We start from the raw sequence: 15,378 nt of genomic DNA on the forward strand, positions 1-15,378 counted from the left end.
CGGCCCCAAAAGCCGGGTTTTTTGTTACCTGAGATTTGATGGACCTGCAGCCAGGGCAGCCCTTTGGGGAGTCTGGACACTGATAAGCCGGTAGTGCAGTGCTACGGAAAAACACCGGCAGCCCGCGCATCCTTGCCTCACGCTGAAAAGGCTGGCGCGTAACTGGTTGAGCGAGATCGATGCATTGGGGTGTCGACGCTTAGTCGGTTGTTGGCAGACAGCACGGAAAGACGTGCACACCTATTCCGAGGCTCAGCATCTGCTGGGCCTTTTTGCTTTCAGGGGCGCAGAAATGCAGAGCAGCGACTACGTGCCGGGCATCTCCGGATGGAAGATCGACATCGACAAAGACTATTTTGAGATCCGTGGTGGGTCAGAGCGGCCTGTTCGCATCGGGAATTTGGATAAAGCACCGTCTCCCAAGGCTGAGCCTCAAGCCCCCGATCCCAAGCCATTCATCGTCGTCGACGGTGTGACTTATATCAGCGGGGCCGAGGTTGAGCGCCAAGCAATCGCCAAGCTGAAGCTTGCGCAGGGTTGGTCGGTAAAAGCGGCTTTGCTCGACGGGCGTTATGTATTCACTGGCGTGGGGGTTGGTCCTCGCTCCCAAGTCAGCGCAGATCAGTTTGTAACTGATGCCGACTCGTTTGCTGATGTGGTTCGCAAGGTTCTCCGTGAAGAGCTTCGCCCTGGCGGTCTGCTGCATCGCAACGCCTAAACGCTCCTTTGGCCGACTCTGATCGGTCTTTTTATTTCCCTCCGACTGGCATGGCCCAGTCTTTTTTAAACCCCGGAGTACCGATGGACCCAACTGACCTTGGCCCAGGCACAGCTACCTGGCTGGGCGGGACCGGCACCATCCTACTGGGTGGCTTTCTGTGGCTGAGGAAATTCCTCTCCAAGGATGCTGCTGATCGGGCAATGGACAATGCCGATATCGGCACTGTCCGGCGTCTGAATGAATTGCTTGATTCTGAGCGCGAGGCTCGCAAGGAGGCTGAAGCCCGGGCGGATCAGTTCGCAAAAGAGCGCAACGAGTTGGCTGCTGCGGTTGGTCGTATGGAGGGCAAGATTGAAGCTCTCACAAGCCAGGTTGCGCAGCTCACTCAACGAGTAACCCAGCAAAGCGATGAGATCACTCGCTTGCGCACAAAGTTGGGAGGTGTCAGCTGATGGACAGATGCGCAATCAACTTCATTGCCCGCCACTGGTGGCGCCGGGTTGAAGTCTGGCTTATTGCGATCCTGCTGCTGGCCGGTGGCGCAATGCTTGGCTTTCAAGTCGCCCAATGGTCGCTGTCAAGCTGGTACGTCGCCCAAGTTGCCGAGGTCCGGCGCGGGTATGATGAGGCCACATTGCAGCGTGACATGCGCCTGAGCAAGCTGACCAAGTCCGCGACCGAGGCGGCCGTGAAGGTTGAAGGAGCGGCGGGCAAGGCTACGGAAGCGGCAGAGGTTGCCAGCAAGGCGGCGGACAAGGTCAGCGAGGCGGTAGAGCGGAATACGCCGTAAAATCTGGCCTAATCAGTTCAGCCACGAGAAGTCCATGAAGATCAAAATGCACGCAGGTAGCCTTGCTAAGGCAATGGAAACCGCACAAGAGATAGAGCCGTCCATCAATGACATTGCTAAGTATCTTTCCCGGCACGGTCTTGGTCTGCCCGATGAGCTGGTCGGACTTATAGCCATTACCGAATATGAATATGACAAACGCATTGGCTGGCACGCTTGGCTTGTCGCGGTTCAAGGATTCGGCGTTGTGGCCATGACTGATGGGCCTGTAGAGGCCTGATGGGTTGGTGCGCTACAAAAGAAAACACTGCTCTTCGTGGCGGTAACAACCAAAGCCCTGGCATCCGCTGGGGCTTTTGCATTCTGGAGTACAGCATGAACGACAAGGCAATCGAGCAAGAGATCCAGGCCAAGGGCAAGACCGCGCCGCGCATCACTCCGGCTGACGTGACCTTCAACATCCAGAGCGAGCACTACTTCACGGCTGGCGACGGGGCGCACGGGGCTGCGTTGGCCGGAGGCGCTGATCGAAGCGCCTACCCTGCCAACCTTGATCTGCTTACGTTCTGCGTCCTGGTGCTGCAAAACGGCTTCACCGTGACCGGCGAGAGCGCCTGTGCCAGTCCGGAGAACTTCGACGCCGAGATTGGTCGCAAGATCGCTCGCCAGAACGCCGAACAGAAGATCTGGCCGCTGATGGGCTATGAGCTGAAACAGCGCCTGCACGACTCGAAGTGAAAAAGTCCTGGCTCGTCCATGCGCCTGGCTACATTCCCAATGATCCCTATGGGTCCAGCTCTGAGCCATGCCGAAGCGCTGGCATGCGCCCGGGTGATCTGGCCGACCTGCACTGTGGAGTAGAGCATGAGCAACGTCACGAACATTCGCCATGCAGCTCCCGTGAGTGCCGAGATCAGCAAGGCCCTCATTGATATGGATGCCGCGATAGTCAAGGCTATTGATGCCGCAAAGGCTGCTGGCCTGCCTCAGGGTTTTGTTGTGTCCACGTTGCATGGGCATGCCCACGCTCAAACTCACATGATGGTGCATCAATGACGACCATTGCATACAAAGACGGCGTTATTGCCTACGACACGCGGCAGACAAGGGGTGATCGGATTGTTTCCGATGATTGCTCGAAGTGCGAAGTTGTCGATGGGGTCAAGTTCTTCCTGTCTGGGGCTGTCTGCGACGAGAAGGCCCTGATCGCGGCCTACTTCGGCACTCCGTCGCTGGTACCGGTTGAGTGCTCAGGCTATGCCGTCGACGGCGGCAAGCTACTGATGGTCGGTCACTGCGACAAGACCGGCATCTGGAAACTGGAGCTTGATCCGGCGAACCCTGACGCCATTGGTAGTGGCTCGGCCTACGCCCTGGCTGCAATGGACATGGGTGCAAGCGCAGAAGATGCAGTGCGGGCTGCGATGAAGCGGGATATTTACACGGGCGGGAAAGTCTTGATGTTCAGCTTGCCTGGGTAGGAGGGCGCCGCAGGTGAGTGCGGCGCTAATGATGAAGTGAAAATCTAGTTTTCGTTGATGATCTCGACTTGTCTCTTGATCTGATCTGAAACGTCACTTGCTTTCCCTTGGAAATTCACCGTGCCGTTTTTGAACACGTTGACGATATGTCCGTCAGGAAATTTGACCTTTACCGTGCCGATCGCATTCGGCTCAGAATGACTGGCTTTTGGATACGAATTCTCAATGTGCTTGAGAAGGCGATCTGGATCACCGCATGAAATTGCCATCTGTAACTCCTTTATGGATGGATTGATACGTGTACCGTCAAAATGCCATCTTTTCAAGTTATCCATTGGCCTAATTCGAGACAAATGATGACAACCAAGCAACCCGACTGGGAGGCCATCGAGCGCGCCTACCGGGCGGGTGCGCTTTCAACCAGGGCCTGCCTATGATCAGGCCCATCCCGCCAGCAAGCGTGCTTGAGGCTGTATTCCTGACTCTTGAGCCTGCTCCCGAGGTATGGGAGTGGATATCGACCGAGATCCTTGCCGAAGACGGCAGCATTCACAATCCAGACCACCAGCACCTGATCGGCGCGAGCATCGGTGTTCTATGGGCGTCCGGGTCATTCGCAAAGCAGGGAAGAATTGTGCTGGGCCAGGCTGAGATGGTGATGCATCGTGCAGGAGGCTGGCAGAAAGCCCGCGCCGAGCAACAGATGCGTGAGTGGTTCGGAGAAGAGCCTGAATTCATCATCACGTTGGCCGCTGACTACTGCTCGCAGTGCAGTGACGTCGATTTTCTGCGGCTTGTTGAGCATGAATTGATGCATGTGGCCCAGGCCACAGATCAGTACGGCGCACCCAAGTTCACGAAAGAAGGCATGCCCAAGCTCGCCTTGCGAGGTCACGACGTCAGCGAGTTCGTTTCGATTGTTGAGCGATACGGCGTAGGGAGCCCGGACGGTGATTTGGCTCGCATGGTCGAAGCCGCCAAGAAGGCACCGTCGGTAAGTCATGCATCTATCGCCAGCGCATGCGGTACATGCCTTATGAGGTCTGCATAATGATTGAGTGCTGGAAGGTGGTAGCCGAGTACCCCAACTATGAAGTGAGCAATCAAGGGCGGCTGCGCCGGCTCAAAACAAATAACAATGCTATTGCTGGTCGAATTCTCAGGACCCCGATTGGCGGCACCGGTTATCCGATGGTCAACCTGCTGAATGAATCAGGTCGGCGCCATTTATCTGTTCATCGCCTCGTAGCAGCCGCCTTCTTGGAGCGAGCGGAGGGAGCGAGCGAGGTAAACCACATCGACTCCAATCGGGCCAACAACCTAGCCACAAACCTTGAGTGGGTGACCTCCAGCGCTAATCGCCTGCATGCCTACCAGAGTGGAGGGCTCAGCGCCAAAGGCGAAAGCAACGGGTACTCCAAGCTTACAGAAGCTGGGGTTCGTGAGATTCGTTCTCATGCCAGCCTCCCGCGCTCCCTTCAGGCTTCTCTGGCTAAAAGCCTTGGCGTGTCTATGGCTACTGTTCGCGACGTAGCGGCCCGGCGTACCTGGGCGCATATCTAACGCAGCAAAACAGCCGCCAGAAGTGGCAAGAATCAACATATCGAGGGCCTGCGGAACCTGTCTGCTCAAGTCGGCCTGAATCAATGACAGGTTTTGACGGATGACAATTACATGGCAGCACTACGAAGCGAGGTCAAAGCCTACATCGTGCAGGCTCTGGCCTGTTTCGACACGCCGTCTCAGGTAGCCGAGGCCGTCAAGACCGAGTTCGGCATCGTTATCACCCGCCAGCAGTGCGAATCCCACGACCCGACCAAGTACGCTGGTAAAGGTTTGGCGCAGAAGTGGGCTGATCTGTTTCATGAGTGCCGAAAGCGGTTCCGGGAAGAGACAGCAGACATTCCGATTGCGAATCGCGCATACCGGTTGCGTGCTCTTGGCCGTATGGCTGAGAAGGCCGAGAACATGAAGAACATGGCATTGACTGCTCAGTTGTTGGAGCAGGCTGCCAAGGAGTGTGGCGATGTATTCGTGAATCGCCGCCTCGAACCAGAGAAGCCCCTTGGCTCCCAGGCCGACCAGCCGCAGGCCGTTGCTGAGTACAAGCTGGAGCCAGACGAGAATGTCCCGCCTACCCCGTACCTATGACGCGCCGGTCAAGCTGACACCTAAGCAGGCGAACATTTATGTGTGGGGCTTCCAGCCCAGCGCCCGGTTTCGTGATGCGGTGTGTGGTCGCCGGTTTGGCAAGACTTTCCTCGGTAAGGCTGAGATGCGCCGGGCTGCCAGGTTGGCGGCAGAGTGGGGAGTCAGCGTGGAGGACGAGATATGGTATGGCGCTCCGACCTTCAAGCAGGCCAAGCGCGTGTTTTGGCGTCGGCTCAAGCAGGCGATCCCGGAGGCTTGGCGTGCGCACCGCCCAAACGAGACAGAGTGTTCGATCACCCTCAAATCCGGACACATCATGCGCGTGGTCGGGCTCGATAACTACGACAACTTGCGCGGCTCTGGCCTGTTCTTTGTCCTAGTTGACGAATGGGCCGACTGTCCTTGGGCTGCGTGGGAAGAAGTCCTGCGTCCGATGCTCTCGACGTGTCAGTACACCCTGCCGAGTGGCGAAACACGAAAGGGTGGTCACGCGCTACGGATCGGCACGCCGAAGGGCTTCAACCACTGCTACGACACGTACCGCGATGGGCAAGAAGGCGGGGAGCCGGACCACAAGAGCTGGCAGTACACCTCGCTGCAGGGCGGCAACGTCCCGGCTGATGAGCTGGAAGCGGCACGCCGCAAGATGGACCCACGGACCTTCCGGCAAGAGTACGAAGCTGGGTTCGAGAACTACTCAGGCGTCGTTTACTACACGTTCAACCGTACCGAGTGTCGAACAACCGAGCGGATCAAGCCAGGTGAAGCCCTGCATATCGGCATGGACTTCAACGTCATGAAGATGGCCGCAGTTGTCTATGTCGTTCGCGACGGCCTGCCACTGGCTCTGGATGAGCTCCATGGCGTGCGCGACACGCCGGAGATGATCGAGAAGATCCGGGCGCGCTTCCCCGGCCACAGCATTGCCGTGTATCCAGATGCCTCAGGCCAGAACACAAGCAGCAAGAATGCCAGCGAATCGGACCTGTCCCTGCTCAAGAAGGCCAACTTTACCGTGGTGGTGGATTCGACAAACCCTGGCGTCAAAGACCGGGTCAACTCGGTCAACGCCATGCTCCTGAACACCTACGGTGAGCGCAGGCTCAAGGTCAACATCGACCAGTGCCCGCAGCTTACCCAGTGCCTGGAACGCCAGACTTATACCGACAAAGGCGAGCCGGACAAAGACCCGAAAAAGGGTCACGACCATATGAACGATGCTGCTGGCTACTTCATCGCCAAGCGGTTCCCGATCAAGTCGCAAACAGCCGGCACGCGCCGCATTGGAGGATTGGCGTAATGCCTGTGCAATCAACCAACCCAGACTACGACGCTCATATCGATGAGTGGCGGATGATGGATGATGCCTTGGAAGGCGAGAGTGCCATCAAGCGCAACCAGCGCAACCTGCCCAAGCCTAGCGGCATGACCGAGGCTGAGAAGCTGGATGGCACGGACAATGCCTACCTGTACCAGAACTACACCGCCCGGGCTCAGTACGAACACTGGGTGCGGGATTCGCTGCGCTCGATGATGGGGTTGGTCTCACGACTGATCCCGGAGGTTAAGCTGCCCGCTGGACTCAAGGGGCTGGAGGACAACGCTACCGCTGATGGCTTCGGCTTGACCCAGCTGTTCATGCGGGTCGTTCGCCAGACCATATCCCATGGCCGGGTTCCATTGGTGGTCAACATCGACGACTCAGGCCGACCCTACTTCGCTACATATGCGGTGCGCAACGCCATCAACTGGGATACCGCCGACCAAGGCGGCCGCCAGGACCTGGCTCTGTCCGTTTTTCGCGAGTTCCGGCGCAAGGAGCAGGATCGCTATAGCCACGAATGCGAGACGGTCTACCGCGAGTTCTACATGGACGGCGCGGTTTGCCGTACCGGGGTGCGCAACGAGGCCGGCGAATTGATCGAAGACGACAGACCTCTTGGTGCCGTCGACGGTAACGCCAACCTGGTGCGCGGTCTGAGCTATATTCCGGTGATCTACTGCGGCTCGACCGACAACTCTCCGGGCGTGGATGAGATCCCGCTGCTGACAATGGCCAGAGCCGCGCTCAAGGCCTATCAGCTCAGTGCCGACTACTTCACTGCGCTGCACCAGACCAGTCACCCCCAGCCGTGGGTGTCCGGCCTGGACGATAACGTCGAGCTCAGCATCACCGGCCCCTCTGCGGCTTGGGACTTGGGCAAGGAAGGCAGCTGCGGTTACCTGGAGTTTCAGGGCGTCGGCGTCGAAGCCGTCCGCAAAGCCATGGAAGACCAGAAGAACGCCGCGCTTGAGGCTGGCGCCAAGGTCATGGATGTAAGCGGTACCGAGTCTGGCGAGGCCCGCAAGACACGGCAGAACGATCAGCACGCCACCCTGCACAGCATTGTCATCACTGCGGCTGCTGGTATCGAGCAAGCTTTGCGCTATGCAGCAGAGTGGACCGGGTATAAGCCCGACGAGGTCACTTTCAAAGTCGATCCGGAGTTCGTCGTTCCAGAAGCGGAAGCCCAACAGATTCTGGCGCAGCTACAACTCTGGCAAAACGGGATCATCGCCAAGACGGACCTGCGGAACAATTTGCGTCGAGGCGCGGTAATTTCGCTCGACCGAAGCAACGAAGATATCGACGAAGAGCTGGCGATGGAGCCACCCGTAGGCGGAAGCGATGAGCAGTGAAGGCTTTCTGACTGACGCCGCAACCCGGCATCAGGTGTACGTCCAGCGTTACGCGGGCGGCAGCATGAAGAAGCTGGCCAAGATCATTGAGCAGGCCATCAAGACTGCAAAGGGAAGGGTGGCTGAGGGGTTGAGCGCATACGGTACGCAGCGCTATGAGCAGCAGATAGCAACGCTGCAGCGTGATCTTTACTTCGTGTATAGCGAGATGTCAGTTCAGGCCAAGCTCGATCTGTCTGACCTCGCCACTTATGAGGTGGCATTCAATGCAGCTCTTCTGGGGAAGGTTGTCAAGGCATCTGTCCAGTACAGCAAGCCGTCAGCCGAGATGATCGCCGCAGCCGCGATGGCTGAACCGATGGACTTGGAGGTTGGTAAGGGGCGGCAGAAGATCAGCATTGCCGGTGCCCTCGATGAGTACACCACAAAAAGGTCAGCCGAAATCATCAGCCAGGTCAGGATTGGATCTACTTTGGGAGAGACAAGCCAGCAGATAGCACGGCGACTGAGTCCGCTGGGCGTAAAGCAGCGTGATCAGGCAATGGCCTTGGTCAACACCATGACCAACCACATAGCCAGCACGGCGCGTGTGGAAACGTTCAAGGCGAACGATGACATCCTCGAAGGAATGAGACGCATCGCCACCCTGGATGGGCGCACAACGATTTTCTGCATGAGCGTCGATCAGACGGTTATTCCGCTTGATGGCCCGCGGCCTCCGTATCACTGGCGGTGCCGCACAAGTCTGATCCCTGTGCTCAAGGCGAAGTACGCACGTGAGATACCTGGATCAGTGCGGCCCTCGGTAGGTTCTGACGGTGCTGTGCAGGTCAGTAGCAAGACGAGCTACCCCGAGTGGCTCGCCAAGCAGCCTGCGGCATTTCAGCGCGATGTTCTGGGGCCGAGCCGCTATGACCTGTTCAGCAAGGGAGAGCTGAAAATTGAACGATTCGTTGATGACAACGGAAGGACGCTCAATCTTGAGCAGCTCAAACAGAGAGAACCCATGGCTTTTGAGCGCGCCAGGAGGAACTAATTTCGCGCCACAAAACGCTGCCGCTTAAAAACGTGGCGCACAAACCTCAAGCCTCGCCATGTGCGGGGCTTTTTCATGCCCGTCAGGCGGGCCAATCAATCCCCAGGGGATAGCAGCATGCCTTTTGACTTCGATCCGGCCGCCCACGGCCTTACTCTTGACGACACTCAAACCGCCGCACTGAAGGCCGCGCTGGGCGGTGAGGTGCAGAAATTCCTGGACGGAGAGGTCTCGGGCCTCAAATCCAAAAATGCCGAGCTGATCGGCTCCAACAAAACCATCAAGACCGAGCTGGACAAGCTGAAAGCCCAGTTCGACGGCTTGGACATCGACGCAGTGAAGGGCTTGCTGGCCAAGGTTGGGCAGGACGAAGAAACCAAGCTGATCGCCGAGGGCAAGTTGGACGAGGTCATCAGCCGCCGCACCGAGCGCCTGCGAACAGACCTGGACAAGCAGGTAAAGGCCGCCAACGAGCGCGCCGATAAGGCCGAGTCGTTTGCCGCCAAGTACAGCGACAAGGTACTGGCCGACTCTATCCGCGCTGCGGCCATCAAGGCCGGCGCGCTGCCCGAGGCTGCCGAGGACATCATTCTGCGCGCCCGCGGGACTTTCAAACTGAGCGAAGACGGCGAGCCCGTTGCCACTGACCGTGCCGGCGAAGTCGTGTACGGGAAGGACGGCAAGACTCCGCTTTCCCCTCTTGAATGGGCGGAATCGCTGCGCGAGACCGCAACACACCTCTGGCCAAGGGCTCAGGGTGCCGGACAAACCGGCGACAACGGTGGCAAGGCCACAAAGAAATGGGGCGAATACACGGAAGCCGAGCGCGCCGCGCTGGCCCGCGACAACCCCGACGCATTCAAAAAACTCCAAGCCACCCGAGGAACCTAATCCATGGCAAGCACCCAACTGTCCGACGTTTTCGTTCGCGATTACTACGGCACTCTCGCACCCGTAAATTCGCCTGAGAAGACTGCGGTCTTCGAGTCCGGCATCGTCACTCGCTCGCCCACCCTGGACAACATCGCCAATAACGGCCAGGGCACGTCCGAGATCAGCTACTGGCAGGATCTGGATGCCGACGAAGCGCCGAATATCTCCAACGACAATCCCGATGACCTGGGTGAAGTTGGCAAGGCAGAGCAGGGCAGCATGCGTGCCCGCACCCTGTACCTCAACAAGGGTTACGGCGTAGCTGACCTCACTGCTGAACTGGCGAACTCCGAGCCTCAGCAGCATATTCGCAACCGCTTCGGCACCTACTGGACCCGCCAGTGGCAGCGTTACTTGCTGGGCTCGGCTCGCGGCGTGATCGCTTCCAATATCGCCAACAACGGCGGCGATATGGTCAAGGACGCTGGCGCGACAATCAGCGCTAACGCCTTCCAGGATGCTGCGTTCACTGCTGGTGATGCTGCCGACATGTTCGGTGCCATCGGCGTTCACTCCATCGTGATGAACCAGATGGTAAAGCAGGACATGATCGAGTACCTGCGCGACTCCGAGGGCAAGATCATCCTTGCTACCTATATGGGCAAGCCGGTTTTCATGGATGACAGCCTGATCTATGCGCCAGGCCAGTACCTGTCCGTATTCTTCGGTCAAGGCGCATTCGGCTATGGCGAAGGCTCCCCGCACACTCCGGTAGAGCTGCAGCGCAAGCCTGAAGGAGGTAACGGTGGTGGTGCCGAGGTCCTGTGGGAGCGCAAGACCTTCATTCTGCAGCCGGCCGGCTTCAGCTGGAAGGGCAGCAACAACCTGAACCTCAGTCCGACTGCGGTGGAGTACGCAAGTGCCGCCAACTGGGAGCGCGTCTTCGACCGCAAACAGGTTCCGTTCGCCGCCGTTATCAGCGGCACCGCCACCCCTTGACCCATGATGCGGGGCGTCGGCTGGCGCCCTGCACAGGAGATCAGCATGAAAGTCATTTACACCAACACGCCGGGCAGTGAGCGCGGAACCTGCTATCGCCGACTGGACCAGTTTTTTGGCGTCATCGATGGTGCCACCTCGGTGGCCGTGCAGGGCGATGCTCCTCACATCGGCGAGGCGTACCAGCGCCAAGGCATCGCCGTGAGCGAGATCGAGGAAGGTTTGCGCATGGATGGTCCGACCGTGGCTGAATACGTTGCTGCCGGTTACAAGGCAAGCAACTATCCGCCACAGGGCTACGCCTCTCGGAGTGCCGCCGACGAGGTCGAGCAAGCTCTGAAGCTCGAGCAGGAAGCACCGGAAACCGACCCTATGAAAATGAAGGTTCCTGAGCTGAAGGATTGGCTGGCCGCCAAAGGTATCGACTTCGACGCCTCCGCCAGGAAAGAAGACCTGCAAGCCCTGATCCCCAAGGAATAAGCGCATGACCGACTTCATCGCCGTGACCGACGTCGACGCCATCCTTGGGCCTGGCTGGCAGGGCAGCGGTGATGCGGTCCTTTCCGTGGACATGGCCAATGCCTGGCTGACGGACAAGATCAAACGAGCCGTTCCAGATCCCACCCCGGATGAGATCAAGAAGGCCGGCGCTCAAGTCGCCAAGGTTGCGGCTGAGGGCAAGCTGTATAAGGCCACGGAGCGCGAGGTGCAGAGCAAGACCGTTTCGGCCACCTCAGGCACTTCCGTAAGCAAGACCTATGTGGCCGGCTCCACCGAAATGACTCAAGGCGAGAATTTCGCCCTGGCCCTGTTGGCTCCATGGATCAAGCGGCCTGGCGTCATGATGCTCAAGAGGATCTGATCATGGGCATGCGCGACGAGATACAGGCCGAACTGGCCGAGGCGTTCAGCGATCCTGATGGTCTGGCCGATGCCGTAGAGGCGTTCTCGGGCGGCATAACGCTGCCTGGGAGCCTGGATCCGGTTACCGAGGAATCGACGCCCGGCGAGGTAATCGCCTACACCGGACGCGGCGTATTCACCGGCTACAAAATCGACTTGATCGACGGTGAGAGCATCAAGGCTTCCGACAAGCTCCTGATCGCGCTGACGAACGAAGTGCTCGGCGGCCTACCCCAGGTTGGGCACAAGATCAACGGAATGAATGTTCTCAAGGTCGGCATTGATCCGGCTGGAGCCACTTACCAAATTCAACTGAGGGAAGTCTGATGGCCGGATGGAGCATTCCCCCGACAGTCTTCATAGCTCAGGTTGAGAGCGATATGACCAAGCAGCTTCGGATCATCGCCATGGCGTTGCTGGGCGAAATCGTTTCTCGGTCGCCGGTCGATACCGGCCGATTTCGAGGCAACACCACGGTAACGATTGGCTCCCCTGTGTTCTCGAACAATCAGACCCTGGACCCGACCGGCGCTGCCACGATAAGCAAGGGTGCTTCCGTTTTATCGGGGCTGAAGCCTTACTCGATCATCTACATCCAAAACAATCTTCCGTATGCCGAGAAGCTGGAAAACGGACATTCCAAGCAAGCCCCGTCTGGCGTTTTCGGAGTGGCCTTCGCGGGTGTTGCAGCGGCGTATGCATCATGACCTATGAGCAAATCCGAAGAGCCATCACGGCGCGCATGGCGGCGTTCACCGGCATCGAGCAGGAGCGCATTTTTTACCCGAACGCACCTGTTCCTGCGGAAAATCAGGACGGATCAGGGGTGTTCAAGCCTCCCGCAGAGGGGCTCTGGTGTCGCCTGAGCATCCAGCACGCCACGGCCTTCATGGCCGGCATGGCCGACAAGCCCTACACCCGTAAGCCCGGCATCATCGTCGTGCAGTGCTTTGCCCGTCTGCGCACCGGCATGCGCGGCCTGAATGAACTGGCCGACGCACTGGAAGCGCACTTTGCCTACTGGACTGAAGGCGACCTTGAGTGCATCGAGGCCAGCCAGGTCGACGCAGGCGAGTACGAAGGCTTTTATCAGATCAACGTGAATATCCGGTTCCGCGCCGGTTGAACCTGAAGCACCCATCCGGCCCGCCTTGAGCGGGTTTTTTTATGCCCGCAGAAAGGAGACTCACATGAGTTCCGGCGCAAAAATCGTAACGCACTACATCAAGGAGACGGAGCCCGGCGTAACACCTGTAGCTCCTGCTGCTGGTGCCTGGAAGACCATGCGACTGACGAGCAACACCTTGTCGCCGACTCCTGACACGGAAGTGTCTGACGAGATCACTGATAGTCGCATCAGCCAAGGCTCGGTCGTGACCGGGCTGAACATCGCCGGCGACCTCGTAGGAGAAATGTCTTTCGCCTCGTTCGACGAGTGGTTGGAAGCACTGTTCTACGGTAACTGGACCAACAATGTCCTGACTATCGGCGACACCCGCCACACGTTCAGCGTGCAGAAGGGTTTCAACGATATCGGGGTATACGGCCTCTTCAAGGGAGTGCATGCGGCTACTGGCTCCATCGACATTCCAGAGCAAGGCAAGGTGGTTCTTACCATCGGCGCTCAGGCGCTGGACTACGCGGATTCCGAAGCCACTTTTGTAACCGGTGCCGCAGCGCCGACCGTTACGCCTTTCATGTCCAGCCTCGCCATTGGCGACATCTTGCTCGATGGCGTGTCGCTGGTGGGTCAGGCGTGCGTTTCGGCCATGACCGTCACCCTGGACAACACGATTCAGGTTCAGCGATGCCTGGGTAGCGGCAAGCTCGGACCTGGTGCCTTGATTGCCACCGAAGCAGCGATCACAGGCACGATAGCCCTGGCTTGGTCCAAGGCGGCATGGCGCATCTGGAAAGAGCAGGTGACGCGCAAGCCTTTTTCTGTGGTCTTCCCGATCACCGACAGCCTGGGCAACAAATACCAATTCGCTTTTCCTGCGCTTGAGTTCGACGGCGAGCTTCCCAACGGTGGCAAGCGAGAAATCGTTCAGGCGACCCTGAACTACACCGTGGCGAAGATCGCACCCACCATCACGCGCACTCCCGCACCAGATCCAGACGCGTAAACCCTTTTGACCGCTCCGGTGATAACGCCTGCCGGGGCGGTCCTTTTATGGCGTGGCGTTGAGGTTGCATCATGGCTCTCAAGCTGAAGAACAAAGAAGTGGTCGATACCGCTGCGAAATGGTTCGATTTCGACGCAGACACCAAGGTACTGCTGGTCTCTCTGGACAACACCGAATACCAGATCGCAATGGAGCGCATGCGCCGCCGCCTGGCTCGCAACGACGCCCAGTTCCAGGAGGGTGATATCGGCGTGATCGCAGGCGAGAAGACCGAATACGTCAATCACTGCTTGGCAATCGCCTCGTTCTTGCTGAAGGACTGGCAAGGTGCGCAGGACGAAGAAGGCAATGAGCTTGCCTACAAGCCAGCAATCGGCGCGCAGATGCTTGAAAGCGATATCGAGTTCTTTCTGTTCGTGCTCAAAAAGTCCGGAGAACTGGCCGACTCGAAGAAAGTCGAGCAGGTCGAAACGCTGGAAAAGCCGTTGCCCGCTTCCAGTGGGAAAGCGAGTGGGCAGGGCCGGAAGCCGAAAAGCGCAGGCTGATCTTTCAACGGTTCGGCATTCCCGTTCCGGATGAGCCGCCCCAAGATCCGATCACGGCATACCTACTGAATACGTTCAGGGGTGTTTGCCGGGGGCGGCGTTACATTTCAGGCATGGGCGGCGTATTCCCAATGCCGCTTTCGGCCAGAGAGATATCGGACTGGCTCGACGCGCGACCGTCTCCAATCCCGCGAGAGGAAGTCGACGACGTGATCTTCGAGCTGGATCGTCTGTTTATGGATCAGGACGACGAGGAAGAAGAGGATTAACGGTCGTTCGCCGTTGCGCCCGATGATGGTAGATTGCTGCCATCAACAGGGAGTGACTTGCGTGAAAAGAATATTGGCTTTATGCGTTGTCGGTGCGATTTTGTCTGGCTGCGAGACTACAAGGGTTTCGCCAGATCAGGCTAAGCCGGTGCCCTCTGAAAACATTTATGCGTTTTCAAGGCCGACAAGCCCTGATGATGCCAGGATAGTTTTTACTCAGGACTCCAGTGTTACAAGCTGCTTGGGTGCTGGTATGCAGGTGTTTATTAACGAGCGCTTGGCTGCTGAAACTGGTAGCGGACAATCGGTCAAGCTTTATTCGAAGCCCGGGCTGACGCAATTAAGCATTAAAAATAACTTCGCCTGCGCGGGCGGGGAGCTTCGCGGGTTACTGTTGGACTTGAAGCCCGGATATTCCTACCAGATCCGTGGCTACCGCGGCATGTGGGACAGGGCTGAGCCGATGCTAACGTCCCCCGAGCCATTCAAGTTTACTAAATGAATATTTACGAGGCGGCATGATGCAACTGGCAATTTTGTTGGTCCTTATCCTCATCGCGTTGATACTCGCTCCTTGGCTTTTCGGGGTCATTATCACTGGCATAGCTCTTTACGGGATTTGGATTGCTGTCGTCGCGGCCCTGCTAATCGCTGCCGTTTTTTCGTCCGCAATAATCGCGGCTTTTAAGCGCTTCCGATCAAAGTCTCGGCTTGAAGCTCAGATAGCGGAAAGCAATCGGATTTACGCAGAAAAAGAAAAGGCTCGAGCGCAAGCTGCTGAGCAAACCGGGCCTTAAATGAATTA

Annotated in this window: 26 protein-coding genes; 25 read left to right on the forward strand and 1 reads right to left on the reverse strand. The window is 58.0% G+C overall.

Going from position 1 to position 15,378, the window contains the following annotated elements:
- The first annotated feature begins 232 nt into the window (after positions 1-232).
- The 7 genes from CKW23_RS15640 (at position 233) to CKW23_RS15670 (ending at position 2,992) form a co-directional block, all read left to right on the forward strand.
- The gene (locus CKW23_RS15640) at positions 233-718 is read left to right on the forward strand and encodes a hypothetical protein (RefSeq protein WP_095067904.1); all 486 of its coding nucleotides are present in this window, start codon (positions 233-235) and stop codon (positions 716-718) included.
- An 83-nt stretch (positions 719-801) separates the two neighbouring features.
- On the forward strand, positions 802-1,173 hold the full coding sequence (locus tag CKW23_RS15645; RefSeq protein WP_095067907.1) for a chemotaxis protein: 372 nt from the start codon (positions 802-804) through the stop codon (positions 1,171-1,173).
- On the forward strand, positions 1,173-1,511 hold the full coding sequence (locus tag CKW23_RS15650; protein WP_095067909.1) for a hypothetical protein: 339 nt from the start codon (positions 1,173-1,175) through the stop codon (positions 1,509-1,511). Before CKW23_RS15645 ends, CKW23_RS15650 begins: the two co-directional genes overlap by 1 nt.
- Positions 1,512-1,545: 34 nt before the next feature.
- Positions 1,546-1,791: a hypothetical protein gene (locus CKW23_RS15655; RefSeq protein WP_095067910.1), complete on the forward strand. Its 246-nt coding sequence runs from the start codon at positions 1,546-1,548 to the stop codon at positions 1,789-1,791.
- Between the two features lie 95 nt (positions 1,792-1,886).
- On the forward strand, positions 1,887-2,249 hold the full coding sequence (locus tag CKW23_RS15660; RefSeq protein ID WP_095067912.1) for a Gp49 family protein: 363 nt from the start codon (positions 1,887-1,889) through the stop codon (positions 2,247-2,249).
- Between the two features lie 126 nt (positions 2,250-2,375).
- Positions 2,376-2,567: a hypothetical protein gene (locus CKW23_RS15665; RefSeq protein WP_095067914.1), complete on the forward strand. Its 192-nt coding sequence runs from the start codon at positions 2,376-2,378 to the stop codon at positions 2,565-2,567.
- The gene (locus CKW23_RS15670) at positions 2,564-2,992 is read left to right on the forward strand and encodes a proteasome subunit beta (RefSeq protein WP_095067916.1); all 429 of its coding nucleotides are present in this window, start codon (positions 2,564-2,566) and stop codon (positions 2,990-2,992) included. The genes CKW23_RS15665 and CKW23_RS15670 overlap by 4 nt, the downstream gene beginning before the upstream one ends.
- Positions 2,993-3,036: 44 nt before the next feature.
- Here CKW23_RS15670 and CKW23_RS15675 read toward each other — a convergent pair whose 3' ends face one another.
- Positions 3,037-3,327, reverse strand: a complete 291-nt coding sequence (locus CKW23_RS15675; protein ID WP_218250570.1) for a hypothetical protein — start codon at positions 3,325-3,327, stop codon at positions 3,037-3,039.
- A 98-nt stretch (positions 3,328-3,425) separates the two neighbouring features.
- On the opposite strand from CKW23_RS15675, the gene CKW23_RS15680 reads away from it, so the two are divergent.
- The 18 genes from CKW23_RS15680 (at position 3,426) to CKW23_RS15765 (ending at position 15,370) form a co-directional block, all read left to right on the forward strand.
- Complete coding sequence (locus CKW23_RS15680) at positions 3,426-4,043, forward strand: putative metallopeptidase (RefSeq protein ID WP_177434650.1); 618 nt, start codon at positions 3,426-3,428, stop codon at positions 4,041-4,043.
- Positions 4,043-4,555 (forward strand): NUMOD4 domain-containing protein, encoded by a 513-nt coding sequence (locus CKW23_RS15685; RefSeq protein ID WP_159918434.1) that lies wholly within the window; start codon positions 4,043-4,045, stop codon positions 4,553-4,555. Before CKW23_RS15680 ends, CKW23_RS15685 begins: the two co-directional genes overlap by 1 nt.
- Before the next feature lie 111 nt (positions 4,556-4,666).
- On the forward strand, positions 4,667-5,143 hold the full coding sequence (locus CKW23_RS15690) for a DUF2280 domain-containing protein (RefSeq protein WP_095068000.1): 477 nt from the start codon (positions 4,667-4,669) through the stop codon (positions 5,141-5,143).
- Positions 5,118-6,443 carry a terminase gene (locus CKW23_RS15695; RefSeq protein ID WP_095067922.1) on the forward strand — a complete coding sequence of 442 codons (1,326 nt, stop codon included), beginning with the start codon at positions 5,118-5,120 and terminating at the stop codon, positions 6,441-6,443. Before CKW23_RS15690 ends, CKW23_RS15695 begins: the two co-directional genes overlap by 26 nt.
- Complete coding sequence (locus CKW23_RS15700; protein ID WP_095067924.1) at positions 6,443-7,822, forward strand: DUF4055 domain-containing protein; 1,380 nt, start codon at positions 6,443-6,445, stop codon at positions 7,820-7,822. Before CKW23_RS15695 ends, CKW23_RS15700 begins: the two co-directional genes overlap by 1 nt.
- Positions 7,812-8,858 (forward strand): phage head morphogenesis protein, encoded by a 1,047-nt coding sequence (locus CKW23_RS15705; RefSeq protein ID WP_095067925.1) that lies wholly within the window; start codon positions 7,812-7,814, stop codon positions 8,856-8,858. The genes CKW23_RS15700 and CKW23_RS15705 overlap by 11 nt, the downstream gene beginning before the upstream one ends.
- Positions 8,859-8,975: 117 nt before the next feature.
- Positions 8,976-9,749 (forward strand): hypothetical protein, encoded by a 774-nt coding sequence (locus CKW23_RS15710; protein ID WP_095067927.1) that lies wholly within the window; start codon positions 8,976-8,978, stop codon positions 9,747-9,749.
- 3 nt (positions 9,750-9,752) lie between these two features.
- Complete coding sequence (locus tag CKW23_RS15715; RefSeq protein ID WP_095067928.1) at positions 9,753-10,730, forward strand: phage coat protein; 978 nt, start codon at positions 9,753-9,755, stop codon at positions 10,728-10,730.
- A 45-nt stretch (positions 10,731-10,775) separates the two neighbouring features.
- Complete coding sequence (locus CKW23_RS15720; RefSeq protein WP_095068001.1) at positions 10,776-11,210, forward strand: HeH/LEM domain-containing protein; 435 nt, start codon at positions 10,776-10,778, stop codon at positions 11,208-11,210.
- A 4-nt stretch (positions 11,211-11,214) separates the two neighbouring features.
- Complete coding sequence (locus CKW23_RS15725; RefSeq protein ID WP_095067930.1) at positions 11,215-11,592, forward strand: hypothetical protein; 378 nt, start codon at positions 11,215-11,217, stop codon at positions 11,590-11,592.
- Between the two features lie 2 nt (positions 11,593-11,594).
- On the forward strand, positions 11,595-11,960 hold the full coding sequence (locus CKW23_RS15730; protein WP_095067931.1) for a hypothetical protein: 366 nt from the start codon (positions 11,595-11,597) through the stop codon (positions 11,958-11,960).
- Positions 11,960-12,340, forward strand: a complete 381-nt coding sequence (locus CKW23_RS15735; RefSeq protein ID WP_095067933.1) for a hypothetical protein — start codon at positions 11,960-11,962, stop codon at positions 12,338-12,340. Before CKW23_RS15730 ends, CKW23_RS15735 begins: the two co-directional genes overlap by 1 nt.
- The gene (locus CKW23_RS15740; protein ID WP_143498963.1) at positions 12,337-12,759 is read left to right on the forward strand and encodes a phage tail terminator-like protein; all 423 of its coding nucleotides are present in this window, start codon (positions 12,337-12,339) and stop codon (positions 12,757-12,759) included. The genes CKW23_RS15735 and CKW23_RS15740 overlap by 4 nt, the downstream gene beginning before the upstream one ends.
- A 64-nt stretch (positions 12,760-12,823) precedes the next feature.
- Complete coding sequence (locus tag CKW23_RS15745; RefSeq protein WP_095067934.1) at positions 12,824-13,759, forward strand: phage tail tube protein; 936 nt, start codon at positions 12,824-12,826, stop codon at positions 13,757-13,759.
- Between the two features lie 71 nt (positions 13,760-13,830).
- Positions 13,831-14,304 (forward strand): hypothetical protein, encoded by a 474-nt coding sequence (locus CKW23_RS15750; protein ID WP_095067935.1) that lies wholly within the window; start codon positions 13,831-13,833, stop codon positions 14,302-14,304.
- A 17-nt stretch (positions 14,305-14,321) separates the two neighbouring features.
- Positions 14,322-14,573, forward strand: coding sequence for a hypothetical protein (locus CKW23_RS26975; RefSeq protein ID WP_095067937.1), 252 nt, complete (start codon positions 14,322-14,324; stop codon positions 14,571-14,573).
- A gap of 61 nt (positions 14,574-14,634) precedes the next feature.
- Positions 14,635-15,075 carry a hypothetical protein gene (locus CKW23_RS26265; RefSeq protein WP_143498965.1) on the forward strand — a complete coding sequence of 147 codons (441 nt, stop codon included), beginning with the start codon at positions 14,635-14,637 and terminating at the stop codon, positions 15,073-15,075.
- 16 nt (positions 15,076-15,091) lie between these two features.
- Entirely contained in the window at positions 15,092-15,370 is a 279-nt protein-coding gene (locus CKW23_RS15765) for a hypothetical protein (protein WP_095067939.1), read from the forward strand.
- Positions 15,371-15,378 lie beyond the last annotated feature (8 nt).

The sequence above is a fragment of the Pseudomonas sp. Irchel 3A18 genome, assembly GCF_900187465.1.
GTDB lineage: Bacteria > Pseudomonadota > Gammaproteobacteria > Pseudomonadales > Pseudomonadaceae > Aquipseudomonas > Aquipseudomonas cichorii.